This is a genomic window from Flavobacterium sp. 5 (genome assembly GCF_002813295.1).
Lineage (GTDB): Bacteria > Bacteroidota > Bacteroidia > Flavobacteriales > Flavobacteriaceae > Flavobacterium.
In genome coordinates this window covers 618000-632617 of the sequence record NZ_PHUE01000001.1, presented here as the reverse complement: position 1 = coordinate 632617, position 14618 = coordinate 618000, and the positions used below count along the sequence as shown (strand labels likewise).

Annotated in this window: 10 protein-coding genes; all 10 read right to left on the bottom strand. The window is 32.8% G+C overall.

Translation table 11 applies throughout. The features are described from left to right. Positions 1-3: 3 nt before the first annotated feature. Positions 4-744 (bottom strand): rhamnogalacturonan acetylesterase, encoded by a 741-nt coding sequence (locus CLU82_RS02595; protein WP_100841620.1) that lies wholly within the window; start codon positions 742-744, stop codon positions 4-6. 27 nt (positions 745-771) lie between these two features. Further along, positions 772-2121 (bottom strand): glycoside hydrolase family 28 protein, encoded by a 1350-nt coding sequence (locus CLU82_RS02590; protein WP_100841619.1) that lies wholly within the window; start codon positions 2119-2121, stop codon positions 772-774. An 11-nt stretch (positions 2122-2132) separates the two neighbouring features. Then, positions 2133-3140, bottom strand: coding sequence for a pectinesterase family protein (locus CLU82_RS02585; protein ID WP_100841618.1), 1008 nt, complete (start codon positions 3138-3140; stop codon positions 2133-2135). A gap of 12 nt (positions 3141-3152) precedes the next feature. Then, the gene (locus tag CLU82_RS02580; RefSeq protein WP_100841617.1) at positions 3153-4784 is read right to left on the bottom strand and encodes a glycoside hydrolase 43 family protein; all 1632 of its coding nucleotides are present in this window, start codon (positions 4782-4784) and stop codon (positions 3153-3155) included. Positions 4785-4807: 23 nt separating this feature from the next. Continuing rightward, entirely contained in the window at positions 4808-6043 is a 1236-nt protein-coding gene (locus CLU82_RS02575; RefSeq protein WP_100841616.1) for a glycoside hydrolase family 105 protein, read from the bottom strand. Between the two features lie 124 nt (positions 6044-6167). After that, complete coding sequence (locus CLU82_RS02570; RefSeq protein WP_100841615.1) at positions 6168-7133, bottom strand: DUF4861 family protein; 966 nt, start codon at positions 7131-7133, stop codon at positions 6168-6170. A gap of 21 nt (positions 7134-7154) precedes the next feature. Further along, positions 7155-8096, bottom strand: a complete 942-nt coding sequence (locus CLU82_RS02565; RefSeq protein ID WP_100841614.1) for an alpha/beta hydrolase — start codon at positions 8094-8096, stop codon at positions 7155-7157. Between the two features lie 101 nt (positions 8097-8197). Then, entirely contained in the window at positions 8198-9913 is a 1716-nt protein-coding gene (locus CLU82_RS02560; RefSeq protein ID WP_100841613.1) for a RagB/SusD family nutrient uptake outer membrane protein, read from the bottom strand. A gap of 12 nt (positions 9914-9925) precedes the next feature. Next, positions 9926-13048, bottom strand: a complete 3123-nt coding sequence (locus tag CLU82_RS02555) for a SusC/RagA family TonB-linked outer membrane protein (RefSeq protein ID WP_100841612.1) — start codon at positions 13046-13048, stop codon at positions 9926-9928. A gap of 50 nt (positions 13049-13098) precedes the next feature. After that, positions 13099-14547 carry a glycoside hydrolase family 28 protein gene (locus CLU82_RS02550; protein WP_100841611.1) on the bottom strand — a complete coding sequence of 483 codons (1449 nt, stop codon included), beginning with the start codon at positions 14545-14547 and terminating at the stop codon, positions 13099-13101. Positions 14548-14618 lie beyond the last annotated feature (71 nt).

The following is a 14618-nucleotide window of genomic DNA, read 5'->3' as shown; positions in this document are numbered from 1 at the left end:
ATGTTATTTTTTTAAGTATTGAACTAAATCTAATTTTGTTTTTTTTAATTCTTCTGCAGCAATTTTTGCTACGGCAGTAGCTCCTTCTAAAGAAAGATGAGTGTCATCGTCATGTTTTTCGTTTTTATAATACGGGATTACACCAGCTTCGAAGTGTAAATGAATTTTTTTTGATTTTTCTGGACCATATGATTGTTCTAAGAGTTCTGTGTAATATTCCATATCAATAAAAGGAACATTGTATTCTTGCGCTACTAAACGAGTTTCTAAAGTATAATCTCCATGAGTTGGAATTAGTACTCCATTTTCATTAAAATTTCTTCTGGCTATTGAAGAAAAAAGGATTGGTGTCGCTCCTTTTTCTCTGGTTTCTGTTACGAATCGAATCAAATTATGGCGATAGGCTGTGTGTGGGTTTGTGTAACGCAAAGAGTCTTTATCTTTTGCATCATTATGTCCAAATTGTATAAAAACATAATCACCTTTTTTTAGCACTTTGTAAACAGCGTCCCAAAGTTTTTCATTGATAAAACTTTTTGTACTTCGCCCATTTACAGCTCTATTATCAAACGTGATATTATTATCGGTAAGGAACATTGGAAACAGTTGTCCCCAACCTCGTTCTGGGTTTTCTTCTGGTTTTACTTTATTAGCCATGGTCGAATCGCCAATGCCATAGATAGTTGGTTTTTGCGCCAAGCAATTGATAGAGATTAACATTAAAAATAAGGGAATCCATTTCATATTATTCTTCTTTAGTTTTTGATAAATTTATTTTGCAGATGTTGGTGTTGTTGCTTTTTGGCCAATTACAACTTCATTTATAGTCACATTTTCTGAATTGGTAGTTGTCATACCGTTTTTTGCAGATTGTATGTTGATGTTGTCTAGTTTGATGTTTGAAACCTTTTTATCTGGAAATCCTTCGATTACAATTCCAGTATTTGTTGCTTCAACACAGCTAATATTTGAAAATGAAACATCAGAAACTTTAGAAGGAAATAATCCGCTGCCTTCTCCATGATAATTAGCGGTGATATAAAGACAGTCTTCTACTTTTCCAAACGCTATGTTGTTGAAAAAAATGTCTTTGACGTAACCTCCGCGGTCAGAATTGGTTTTTATAAACACGCCTCTTTTTAAATCACCTCTAAATTTGCTGTTTTCAACATATACATTTCGAACTCCAGCTGACATTTCACTTCCAATTACAATGGCGTGTAAACCTTTAAATTCACAATTTCTAATCACGATATTTTCAGAAGGAGTGTTGGAATTGCTTCGCCCTTCATCATCTCTTCCTGCTTTTATGGCAACATTATCATCGGCATTATCAAAAAGAACATTTTCAATTAAAATATCACTGGAATATTCAGGGTCTATTCCGTCATTATTGTTGTTGTGTGCACTGTATTTTAATCCACAAATGGTAATGCTTTTACTTTTTAACAAATGCACACACCAAAAAGGAGAATCTTCAAGTTTAATATTTTCAAGCAGTATATTTTTTGAGTTGATAAACTGAATCAATTGTGGTCTCAAATAATGACCTTCACCAAAAACACGCTCTTTAATTGGTGTGTTTTTATGGTTCATTTCTCGGCTTAGTTGTTTGTCTTTTTCTTCAAGAGGTTTCCATTTTATCCAAGTGTTTTTGGCTTCTCCATCGATAATTCCGTTTCCTGTAATAGCAATATTTTTTACATCATTTCCATAAATAAGTGGGCTATAATTGTAAAGTATTGTTCCTTCCCAACTCGTTAATACAAGTGGATAATCTTTAGGATTGGAGCCAAATCTAATTTTAGCACCATCTTCTAAATGTAATTTTACATTGCTTACAAAATTAATCGGACCGTTTAAAGTGTAAACTCCTTTAGGAACAATAATAGTACCGCCATTATTTTTTTTGCAAAGCGCCATCGCTTTATCAAAAGCGGGTTTGCTATTACTTATAGAATCTCCTTTTGCACCTAGTTTTGTTACTTCGATTTTGTACGAAGGAATTATGGGTAGTTGAATGCGTTTGATTATTTCATCCACTTTATCAGAAGGGAAATCATTTTTTTGAGCCAAACAGGATAATGATATGAAGAAAAGTATAAGAAGTTTAAATTTCATGTTTCTCAGTTTTAATTATTTTTCAAATACCATTGTTTTGTTGAAGCTGTAGTATCTGAATCTAATATATTTTCGATTGTATATTTTTTAGCTTCAGAAGCTTTTAATTGATGTGACCAAGCGACTCTGTTTTTCGGTTGATAGCCTTCGCCAATGCAATTATATTCAGCGTAAAATGAACCAAGTTCAGCTTCTGGTTTTGACCAATTGTTCCAACCTTCTGGTAAAATATGTTTACCTATTTCACAATTGATATAAACCGTTTTTGCATAAGGTCTCCAAGGACGTCCGAGGTATGCTTTGGTTACATTTGCATCAGCTGTGAGTTTACAGTTCTTAAAAACATAACCATAAGCAGTGTCTTTTGGCGTAGATGCTGCTGTAGCAAATGAGTCACTTTTGCTATGAATTTCACAATTTTCGAAGAGTACAGTAGCGTCTCCAAATATGAAATCAGTTGTGCCTTCTATATAACAATCTTTAAAATAGTTTTTGGTTCCTTCACCCGAAGTGTAGAGTGTATCTTGATTTCCTAGAAAAGAACAATTAGTAAACATTACTCTGTTAGCGTTTACATTCAAAGCGACAGCTTGACCAACTGGACCCGAAGTATTTTGAATGGTTAGATTTTTGCAAAAGAAATCATTTCCTTCTACCAAAACAGTGTAGGTGTAAAAAGTACTATTTCGGCCAATACCTATTTTATTAAAATAATCATCATAGGTTATGATTGTCTTTTCTCGGCTTTCGCCAATGAAAGAAATTAAGGGATTCCAGGCATGAACTTTTACTTTTTCATAATAAGTTCCGTTTTTTATAAAAATGGTAATTCTTTTACTTGGGTATGATTTCGCTGCATCTATAGCCTCTTGAATAGTTTTAAAATCTCCATTTCCTTTTTGGTCAACTACAATATTGAATTCGTCTTTTAATATAATTTCATCCTTTTTTTGAGCTTGAATATGGGTAGTTAAAAATAAAAGAAGCGCTAGATAGATGATTTTCTTTAAACTTTTCATGTTAAAAGTGTATTATTTTGTTATTCTAAACCAGTCGATAGCTACATTGCCTGCATCATTAATAATACCTTGTCTTAGTGCTACAAAACCAATTTTGGCTCCAATCCATTTTCCTTCTTTTGCTGTGAAAGCTTCGCCAATAGGAGTGAAGTCTTTTCCGTTTTCGCTATAAAAGAAAGTGCAAATCCCTCCTGGTTTCACTTTGACTTGTAAATAAAGGTTTTGATTGCTAATAAGAATTGGAGTGCTTTCGGTTTCGATTCCTTTCTTATCACTATTTTTAGCGGTCTTTTGTGATAAGTATAATTTACCTGCTTCTTGTTTGAAACAGATATAACTATAATCCAATCCCATAACGACTAATCCCATTCTTTCACCATCAAATCGGGAATTGAATTTAATTTTTGCGGTAGCAGTAAATTCATTCGATGGCATTTTTTGTAATAATAAATTTGGGACTTCATAAAGTGTAGTTGCCTCTTTCGGAACAGGAATACAATTCAAACTATAATATCCCATACTTGTTGGAAAACCCCAAGTTATTTGTGGATTAGCATGCCATTGCCATTGTAGCCCTAGTTTAGGAAGGTTGAATTCATCACTATCATCTGGAGTTTCAATTGGAAATGATTTTTTGCCAACATTTGGTTTTTTATAACTCATTACTGGTTCTCCAATACCATTTTTATCATCATCAGAACCAATTATTGGCCAGTCGTTTTCCCATTTCATTGGTTGCAAATGAACGACTCTGCCGTAAACAAACTGATCTTGAAAATGAATAAACCAATCTTCTCCCGTTTGAGTTTGCACCCAAGCGCCTTGATGAGGTCCATTTATATTGGATTTTCCTTGTTCCATCACTTTTCTTTTTTCATAAGGGCCGAATACATTTTTAGACCTTAAAACCGTTTGCCAACCTGTAGCCACGCCACCTGCAGGAGCAAAAATGTAGTAATAACCATTTCGCTTGTAAAATTTAGGGCCTTCAATTGTGGATTCATCTGCATGTCCATCAATAATCATTACATCATCATTGTTTGCTGATGTTCCTTCGGAATTCATAGTGCAAATAGCTAACTGGCTTTTTATGCCAGCACGACTTCCCGCAAAAGCATACGCTAAATACGTTTTTCCATCTTCATCCCATAATGGCGTTGGATCTATAAGTCCTTTACCTTCTTTTACCATAATGGGGTCACTCCATGGACCTTCAGCTTTTTTAGCTTTTATTTGATAAATTCCATAATCAGGATCTGGATAATAAATATAAAATTCATTGTTATGAAAACGAATACAAGGAGCCCATACACCATTTCCGTGTTGAACTTTATTAAATACTTCTAAAGGCTTTTGTTTTAAAAGAGCATACCCGATTAAATTCCAGTTTATCAAATCTTTTGAATGAAGTATTGGCAAGCCAGGAATACAATTAAAAGAGGAAGCAGTCATGTAATAATCATCTCCAACACGAATAGCATCTGGATCGGAATAATCTGCGTACAAAATTGGATTTTTATACGTACCATCACCATTATCTGCTACCCAAACTTTGGAATATTGCTTTTCATTCTTCTCTTGTCCTATTGCTGTTTGAATAGCAATGCAAAATAAAAAAAGTGAAGTGATTTTTATAAAATTCATTTTAATTGGGGAATATGATTTTTTTATCTATTCAATTCTAAAGCGGCTAATATAAATGGACCAGTAGCTTTAGGATCGTTATCATTTTTTCTTTCATTTACATAATACTCATAAGAGCCATCTCTGTAAGGATTTCCTCCAAGTCCAGCAACAGCACATGCTTGAGTCAAAGTAATAGACCCGTCAGCATCTACTTTCATTAATTGTTTGGTCAAACCATCAAATGCTTTATTAGATAGTTTTTTATATTCGGCTGGTAAATATCCTTTGTTTGCTCCTTTTGCAAAAGCATAAGCAAACATTGAAGAACCTGAAGCTTCTAGATAGTTTCCTTTTTCTCCAGCTTTGTCAGTAACTTGGTACCACAAACCAGATTTTTTGTCTTGATATTTGGCTAAACTTGCCGAAACTTTATTCAAATAACCTACCAATTCTTTTTGTTTTGGATGGTCTTTAGGAAAATAATCTAAAGCATCAACCAAAGCCATTGCATACCATCCTAAAGCTCTAGACCAATAGTTTGGAGATGTTCCAGTCTCTTTGTTAGCCCAAGGCATTTGTTTGCTTTCGTCCCAACCGTGATATAATAATCCAGTTTTTGCATCAGTAGCGTGCATTTGAATTTGTTCAAATTGTTTAGCTACGTCATCTAAATTTTTACCGTTTTCAAAAGTGGCAGTATATTGAGCATAGAATGGTTCTCCCATGTACAAGCCGTCTAGCCACATTTGATTTGGATATATTTTTTTGTGCCAAAAACCACCACTTTGAGTTCTTGGTTGCCCATCAAGTTGTTTGCGTAACAACTGCATTGCTTTTAAATATTTTTCCTCTTTTGTAGTGGCATAAACATTAAAAAGCAGACGACCAGCAACAACCATATCAATGTTGTATTTGTCTAGCTCATAGGTTTTAATAGAACCGTCATTTTCTACAAAATTTTCTACATAACTTTTAATATAGGTTGTATATCTAGGATCAGGATTTTTTTTATATAATTCTTGGAAAGAATACAAAACTAAACCATGAACGTAGTCCCATTTTGGAGTTTTTACATCGTCAATCATATAGCTTTCAGGATGACGTTTCATTAATGTCAAAGCCATTTTATCAGACCATTTTAGATCCTTTGAAATTGTTATTTGATTCTGTGTAGCGGTGTTTTTTGCAGGTTCTTGTGCTGTAGTCTTACAACTAAGAAATGCAAATGAGATAAAAATCGTAACTGCTTTTAAAGTATTTATTTTTCCGTTAACCATGATAATTTATTTATATTTTATTCAATGTTATGGAATCAAAAGAAATAAATCTATTTGTTTCCTTTTTCAGTATTGATACTAATTAAATCAACGAGAGTTTAAGCTTTTTTTATTTATAGTAAAACTAAAGTTTACTTTTTTTGTTTAAAACAGCTAATTTTTCATCCAAGTACTTAATAAACTCTTCTTTGTTTTTTATTCCATGTTTTTCTTGTTCCCATGCTCCTAAAAGATAAAAAGAATTTATTTTTGTAGTAGGTTTAAAAACCAAAAGATAATCCAACTCAGTATCTTCTAATGATTCTACAGTATTCGTTTCATAAAAAATTGCCATACCTAAATTATCAGGAACTAATGATTGTTTACCATAAGTTGCCAGATAAGCCCATTTCTTATTATGACTTTCCTTTTTAAGGAACTCAGTATTTTTTTGTTTTACAATACCAGTACAAATTCCTTTAATTTCTTTTGAAGCTTGAATGGTATGTTGGGTGTAACGTTGGTCTGGAGTAATAGTTAATTTTGAAGTGAAATCAATTTTATCTGTAGCAGTTTTCCATCCATAATAGTTTACAGTAACAATAGATTCGTTTGTTTTATTTTCAACTTTTGCAATGGTAGAATCAACTTCGCGAAAATGCATTTTTTCATTATTTAAATATCGATTGATAGAACCAATTCCGATCCCTTTTCCAGAATTTAAAATATCAGAACCCCAATCTTGCATTTCATGATAAGAAGGACCACCATCTTGTCCCACTTGTGGTAAAATAATAGCTTCGGTTTTTTTTCCAAAAATGTCAATTGCATTTCTCCAATCTAAGTATAAACGGTAGGCTATTTTATTACTTTCCCAACCGGGACCTTCATAACGGATATCAAAAGAGTGATCAGTATGCTCTGGTGCTACTTTTAGTTTATCAACACTTTTGTAAGTGCCTCCAATGTATTTTCTGTTGTCCCATTTTCCGTCATTTTTCACTGAAATTTCGGCATGTGTTTTTGCATTTGATGGAATTATATTTTTGTTTTGAGCATTAGAAGCTAATCCTATTAGTAACAGTACTGTTATTTTATAAATCGTTTTCATTGTGTAAATTATCAGTAGTTATTATTTTGTTTTAAAAACTTTATTTAGAAATTGAGTTGTTGTATTTACTGTTTCATCAAACCAAGGATTTAAAAACCAAAAAGAATGTGGCGAGTTTTCAAAAGTTTTCACTTCATTATATATTTTATATTGGTTCAGTAATACTATCATATCATCTCTTCCTGCATGAAATCGTTTTTTGCAGCTATTAATGAATAGAGTAGGAGGAGTATTCTTATTGGTATGTGTTAAAGCCGATGCTTCTTTCCAAACTTCTGGTTTTTCCTCGTAATTTCCACCTAGCCATAACCCTGCCACTTTGCCCTCCTCAGATTCAGGATGCTTAAAAGCTAAGATGCCATCTATATCTACTATTGCCTGTACATTACTAGTAGTTTTAGTGTTTAAGTCTTTGTTTTCAAAATGGCTATCGTTATTTGTTGATCCTATTAAAGCTGCCATTTGTCCACCTGATGAGCAACCTAATATAGCAATTTTAGAAGTATCTACATTGAATTGTTTAGCGTTTATTTTGATAAACTGAATGGCTTTTTTAACATCACAAATAGCAGCTGGATATTTTGCTTCAGCTGATAATCTGTATTCTATAGTGAAACTCGAAAATCCTTTTGAAGCCATTTCTTGTGCAAACATTTCCATTTGTGATTTATTTCCAGATTTCCACCCTCCGCCGTGAAGGATTACTATGGCTGGATTTTTATGAATTGTATTAGTATAATAAGCATCAAAATGTAATGCTCTGTCTTTTATTTTCGAATATACTATTTCTTTTTTATCTAATATATTGGAGTATTTTTTTGACTGAACTAAACTAATGAAAGGATAGTTTTTTATTTCTTTATTGTATACACTTTTAGGGGTATATGAAGTGTCTATAGTAAAGTTCGTTTGTGCTTGAACAGCAATAGATGTTAAAAGTAATATTGTTAGTAATTTTCTCATTTTAACTATTGCAAGACTTCTATAATTTAAAATAGGAGTTTGATTGTTACCTCAAACTCCTATTTCTACTAACTTATAAATAATGAAACTAATTCAAATGATTAATAAGCAGGATTTTGAGGAAAATTTTTGTTTTGATTTAAATCAATTGCTAATTGAGGAATTGGTCTTAATATTTTAAGATTACCACCTACTCCGTTAAAAACATTTGCACTATGAATTTTAGGATTATATAAAACAGTTCTTTCAATCAACGTTCCTGTACGTTTTAAGTCAAACCAACGGTGGTATTCGCCTAATAACTCTCTTCCGCTTTCATCTAATATTGTATTAATATCAATTGAAGTCAGTACAGGAATTACTCCAGCAACACCTCCTCCAGCTCTTCTTCTTACCTCATTCAAACGCGCTAATGCTGTTGATGAATTACCAGATTTAAAATAAGCTTCTGCTGCAATTAAATAGGTTTCTCCTAGTCTAGATACAATAATGTCTCTTGTACTTACTAAGTTGTTTGTAGCTGTTCCAGTTGGTGTAGTTACTTCTGGATCATCAAATTTTTTAACAGGGATTCCAAAAAAGTCTTTCGTTGCATTAGGATCACTGCCTTGTGTGAATTCTGCAGAGTATTTACCCCAAGGGTGATATATAAAACCAGTTGCTGCAATTCTTGATGCGTTAGCAGTTTCCCATGCAGTTCTATCAGCTGGAGTAAACCATTTTGGTTCATAAAAGTGTTTTACTTTTAATGTTGCAGGAGCTTTACTTCTGTAATATGGGTAGTAAAGAATTGTTTTAGTTGTTCCATTTGCTTGCGTTTCTGGACCTTCAAGAATTTCTGTCATAAAAGTACCTTCCCATCTTGTATCTCCTTTTTCAAATAATCCTAAAGCATAGTTTGTAGCAATTAAATTCTTACTTCTTAAAGGAGTACCAAGTTCTGATCCACCTAAATAAGAACTGAAATAATAGAATTGACTGTTACCTAGTGTACTAGGGTTTGTACTTGTTGATGCTTTGTCATATTGTACAGAGAAAATTGTCTCAGCATTTAGATCATTAGTTGGTTTAAATAAATCCGTATAAGGTAGATTTAAAGCTTGCCCTGCAATTGCTTCATCGGCATAAGCTGCCGCTTTTGCAAAATCTGTAGCTTTTCCAAAAGTTTCATATCCTCTTGTTAGATATACTTTTGCTAATAAATCTTGAACGGCTCTTTTATTTACTTTTCCTGTAGTTGCATAAGGTGCTGTTCCTACGCTTTCAAGAGACTCTTCAAGGTCTTTAATGATGTGAGCGTATACTTCTTCAGCAGTATTTCTATCGAAAGCTAAAACTGCTGTAGTTATATTTTCGTCAACAATAGGTACTCCACCATAAGTTTGTACCAATAAAAAATACGCATTAGCTCTTAGGAATTTTGCTTCTCCTACTAAGACTGGAATATTAGCATTTTGTTCTGTAATTGTCGAATAATATATGGTTTTGTTTACCGACTGAATAGATTTGTAACAAGTTAAATACAATTGTTCAACTCCTTCAGAAGAGGGGATTAATTGTCCATATTGACTTAAACCAGCAGGTTCTGCTGTAGGTCCTTCAGAATACATGTCTGTACCGGCACAAAACAACCAAGGTGCTCCTCCATAAATATCTTTTAGAGTTGCATAATTTGAATTAACTAATAATTGAAATCCTGAAGCAGTTTTATAAGTAGCATCGGCAGGAACATTTGATAGACTTTCTTCTTCTATATAATCGTTGCAAGAACTAAATGTAGTGACTATTAATCCTAATAATATTATTATTTTTTTCATTTTTTAGTTTTATTAAAATTTAACACTTAACCCTAATTGTGTAGTAACAGATGCTGGACGATTAATTCCAAAAGCGGCACCTGCCCATTCTGGATCGTATCCGTCAAAATCAGTAAATACGAATGGATCTAATACATTTACATAAATTCTAAGATTACTCATTTTTAGTTTTTTTAGTAAATCAGGTCCGAATGAATACCCTAAAGATATATTTTTAATTTTTACATAATCAACTTCTCTGTAATAAGCCATTCCTGAACTCCAGAAAGGACCAGCACCAGCGGTAGTAGACGCAGGACCTGGACGCGGGTTTGCGTTTGAAGCATTTGCTTGTAAACCAGCACCATTTGTAGGAACAAAATAATCCATTGGAATTTTTTGAAAAGATCTACCACTAACATCAGCAAAATTTTGGTGAAAAGTACTCAATACAGTTTGTCCTTGGCTTGTTAGTATAGAAAAATTTAAATCAAATTGACCTACTTTTAATTTTGAGTAAATACTTCCTTGCCATTCTGGATTAGCATTACCAATTACTGTTCTGTCAGCTGCATTAAACTTGCCATCTCCATTTACATCTTTTATCTTTGCTTGCCCAGGATACATTCCATAAGTAGCAGCTTGAGTAGCTTCGCTTTCTTGCCAAACACCATCATACACATAGTTGTAGTTAGGTTTTAGTTCTGAACCAAGAATTAATGTATTTCCAATATCACTTACTTGGTCTTGGTTGTAAATTGATTCTAATTTGTTTACGTTTTTAGTAAAAGTAAAACTAGTTTCCCAATCAACTAAATTTGATTTTATATTTTTAGTTGTTAATCCAACCTCAATACCTTTGTTACTCACAGATCCTACATTGGAGAAGGTTTTATCCCAGCCCGTTTCGTATGGTAATTTTTGTTCGTAAATTAATTTATCAGACAAACGGTCATAAACATCTACACTACCAGTAATTTTATTTCCTAAGAAACCAAAATCAAGTCCTAAGTTCAACTCTCTCGTTTTTTCCCAAGTTAAATCTGTATTAGCTAAATTTTTAGATTGCCAACCAGCTACAGTATTTCCGCCATTAGCATAGAATGTTTGTTGATTTAATAAAGCTTGTGAAGTGTAAGGAGCGACATTGTCATTTCCTGTGTAACCAAAACTAACACGTAATTTTAAATTAGAAATAGTATTGTTGTTTTCTAAAAAGGATTCCTTATTAATATTCCAACCTACTGCAACAGAAGGAAAACTTGCCCATTTATTGCCTTCGGATAAAACAGATGAACCATCCCAACGATTTGATGCTGTAATCAGATATTTGTCCTTATAGCCATAATTAACACGGACAGCATAAGAGTTCAAAGTGTTTTTTGCATAACCAGATGTAATTTGGTAACTGGTTTGAACTCCAGATCCCATATTATTCGAGCCAACTTCAAAAGGTTGATTATTAGAATACATAAATGAATTTTCATCCACATTAGAATACATACTTTGCAGTAAAAGTGCACTAACAGTATGATCTTGGTTGAAAGTATGTTTTAAATCAATCTGATTATCCCAAGTATAATTGAAATTTTGTATATTTTTGATTGAGGCTGAATTTATACCTGCTGGTGATAACTTTACTCCTGCAGTTGTTTTAGCTCCATAAGCAGAACTGTTTACTCCATTGAAAATACCAGCAGCAAACGTTGTTTTGAAGGATAACCATTCCAAAGCCTGGTATTGAAAATAAACATTCCCTATTGTTTGCCAGCTTTTTTCAGTTTGTGACGAGTTTGCAATTTCCATTAATGGATTTACGGTACTAGTTTTATTAATTGCCCATGTTCCATCTGGGTAAGTCAATTTTCCTGGTTGAAAGAATAATTGTCCTGGAATTTCATTTCCATCAGCATCAACAGCATACGGTGACATAAGAGGACTAAATCTAGTACCCTCTTGCATTGCGAAGTCACTTCCAAGTTCAGTTTCTAGACGCGCTATAGTAAGATTTGCACCAGTTGAAAATTTATTATTTATACGATGGTTTACGCCCAATTTGAAAGAGTATTTATCATTTGAATCCTTGTCAATAAGTCCTTTGTCATTTTGAATTCCAAAAGCCATATTGTAACTCAATCCATTATCTGCTCTACCTGATACATTAATATAATTGTTTGCTGTCATACCTGGTTGAAGTATGGCATCATACCAATCAAAACTATAACCGCTATTAGCTCTAGATACTAATAAAGGGCTATTTGTTCCAGCTGCAGTTGCAAGTTGGGCTGGAGTCTGAGTTAAAGGTGTTGCGCTCAAATAGGCTGTTTGATGATACTGCCACCATTCAGCACCGGTCATCATTTCAGGCAATCTTACAGCGTTTTTAGTACCATATGATGTTTCTAAAGATACACTTATACCAGCTTTAGCAGTTGTACCACTTTTTGTAGCAATAATAATAACACCACTAGCTCCTCTTGAACCATAAATTGCTGCTGATGAAGCATCTTTCAATACATCCATCCTGGCAATATCTTGAGGATTTAAAAAGTCAATATTATCTGTTGGTACTCCATCTACAACATATAATGGAGTAGAATTAGATAATAAAGAGTTATTTCCTCTAATTACCACGTTGTATCCGTCACCAGAACGACCTGAACTAGAAGTAATTTGTACACCAGGTGTACTACCTTGAATGGCTTCTAATGGGTTAATTACATTTCTTTCTGTAATTGTTTCTGGTTTTATTGTGCTAATCGCTCCTGTTACATCAGATTTTTTTACAGTTCCATACCCAACAACAACAACTTCTTTTAATGTTTGTTCTTCAGATTTTAATTTAATGTCTAAAGAACTTCTTCCAGCTACAGTTATGGTTTGTGTTTGAAAACTGATAAAACTTATTACCAATGCAGCATTATCGGTGGTTAATTTTAAAGCAAATTTACCATCAAAATCTGTAGTTGTAGAGTTGTTAGTTCCTTTTTCAATAATATTTACTCCTGGCATAGTTAGTCCAGTATCGTCTTTTATTACACCACTTATCGTTGTGTTTTTTTGAGCGGCCATTTCATTGGTCATGAGCAGACCAAGTAAAATGGTTAAGGCATAAAAAGAGGTTAAACCTTTTTTAAAATGTTGCTTTATTTTCATAAAATTAATTGTTTTGGTTGGTTTTTATTTTTTTATTGGTTTTTACTTTTTTAATTCTTCATTAATGTTCCATTGATATAAGTGTTTATAAATTTGAGATTGGTTACGTTTTCGATAGAGTATACTTGTTTTACATTTTCTATCGTTACATCTTTTAAAGTGATATTTTTGATAGGAGATTCATTATAGCCCTTTGCTAATATGCTATACTTTCCTCCATTTTTTACTTTTATGTTTTCCAGATAGATGTTTTCTATTCTTGGAATAAATGTTCCTTCTTGATTACCATGTACATTATAAAACATATCTACTTTTAATAAGGCTTCTTTAACTTGACCAACTTCTATATTTCGTACATAAAAGTTCTCTATTAGGCCACCTCTTTTAGAATTAGTTTTTAATCGGATGGCAATGTCAAGGTTTGGGCTGTTCATTTTGCAATTTTCAACAAAAACATTACTCACGCTTCCTGATATTTCACTTCCTATAGTAACTCCGCCATGCCCGTCAAACATGGTACAGTTTTGAATAATGATGTTTTCACTTTTCATAGCGACTCTTCTTCCATCAGCATCACGTCCAGATTTTATTGCAATACAATCATCTCCTGTGTTGAAAGTGCAATTTTTTATAATTACATTTTTTGAATATTCAGGGTCGCAACCATCGTTATTTGGTCCATGACTATTGATTGTAACTCCATCTACAATAAAGTTCTCTGATTTTATAGGGTGGATGACCCAAAAAGGTGCATTAATGATGGTAATGTCTTGAATGAGTATATTTTTACATTCAAAAAATTCTACAAAATTTGGTCTTAAATAATGCCCTTCACCAAATACTCTTTCAGAAACTGGAATGTTATTTTCAGCCATATCGACTAGACGCAATCGATTGAGAGGATCTGTCTGAGATGGAGTGCCTTTTTTCCAACCATATTGTTCACTACTGGACCATGCCCACCAATTTTCATTACTTGCTTGACCATTTAAAGTTCCTTTTCCAGTTATAGCAACATTATTCTTTTTGAAAGCATAAATTAAAGGGGAATAGTTCATAAATTCTGTCCCTTCAAATGAGGTGTGAACTAATGGATAATAATCTTTTGGATTTATACTGAATATAATTTCTGCATCTTTATCTAAATGAAGATTAACATTGTCTTCTAAATGGATTGCGCGTGATACATATTTTCCTTTTGGAACAAGTACTATTCCACCACCATTTTTACTGCATTCTTGTATTGCTCTTGTTATAGCTACAGTGTTATCGAATGTAGAATTTGATTGGGCGCCATATTTTAAAATATTATAGACTTTATTTTGAAAAGTTGGATACTTGATTGATTTTACAATGATTTCCATTTTTTTCCATTGTTCCTCTGATTGATTATTTTCCTGTGCAAAAAGTGAAAAACCAAATAATATAGTACAAGCAAAAAGAACAATAGTTTTGCTTGTAATGATTTTTGAAATTGTATATAATTTGGATGATTTCATCTGACAGTTTTTTTAGTCTATAATTGTAATCATGTAATCGATTGCACAAACCTACATATAATTTTTATATA

Bases quoted from the DNA above. Each gene is read 5' to 3' on its own strand.
- CLU82_RS02595 (WP_100841620.1), bottom strand. From the start codon at position 744: ATGAAATGGATTCCCTTATTTTTAATGTTAATCTCTATCAATTGCTTG.
- CLU82_RS02590 (WP_100841619.1), bottom strand. From the start codon at position 2,121: ATGAAATTTAAACTTCTTATACTTTTCTTCATATCATTATCCTGTTTG.
- CLU82_RS02585 (WP_100841618.1), bottom strand. From the start codon at position 3,140: ATGAAAAGTTTAAAGAAAATCATCTATCTAGCGCTTCTTTTATTTTTA.
- CLU82_RS02580 (WP_100841617.1), bottom strand. From the start codon at position 4,784: ATGAATTTTATAAAAATCACTTCACTTTTTTTATTTTGCATTGCTATT.
- CLU82_RS02575 (WP_100841616.1), bottom strand. From the start codon at position 6,043: ATGGTTAACGGAAAAATAAATACTTTAAAAGCAGTTACGATTTTTATC.
- CLU82_RS02570 (WP_100841615.1), bottom strand. From the start codon at position 7,133: ATGAAAACGATTTATAAAATAACAGTACTGTTACTAATAGGATTAGCT.
- CLU82_RS02565 (WP_100841614.1), bottom strand. From the start codon at position 8,096: ATGAGAAAATTACTAACAATATTACTTTTAACATCTATTGCTGTTCAA.
- CLU82_RS02560 (WP_100841613.1), bottom strand. From the start codon at position 9,913: ATGAAAAAAATAATAATATTATTAGGATTAATAGTCACTACATTTAGT.
- CLU82_RS02555 (WP_100841612.1), bottom strand. From the start codon at position 13,048: ATGAAAATAAAGCAACATTTTAAAAAAGGTTTAACCTCTTTTTATGCC.
- CLU82_RS02550 (WP_100841611.1), bottom strand. From the start codon at position 14,547: ATGAAATCATCCAAATTATATACAATTTCAAAAATCATTACAAGCAAA.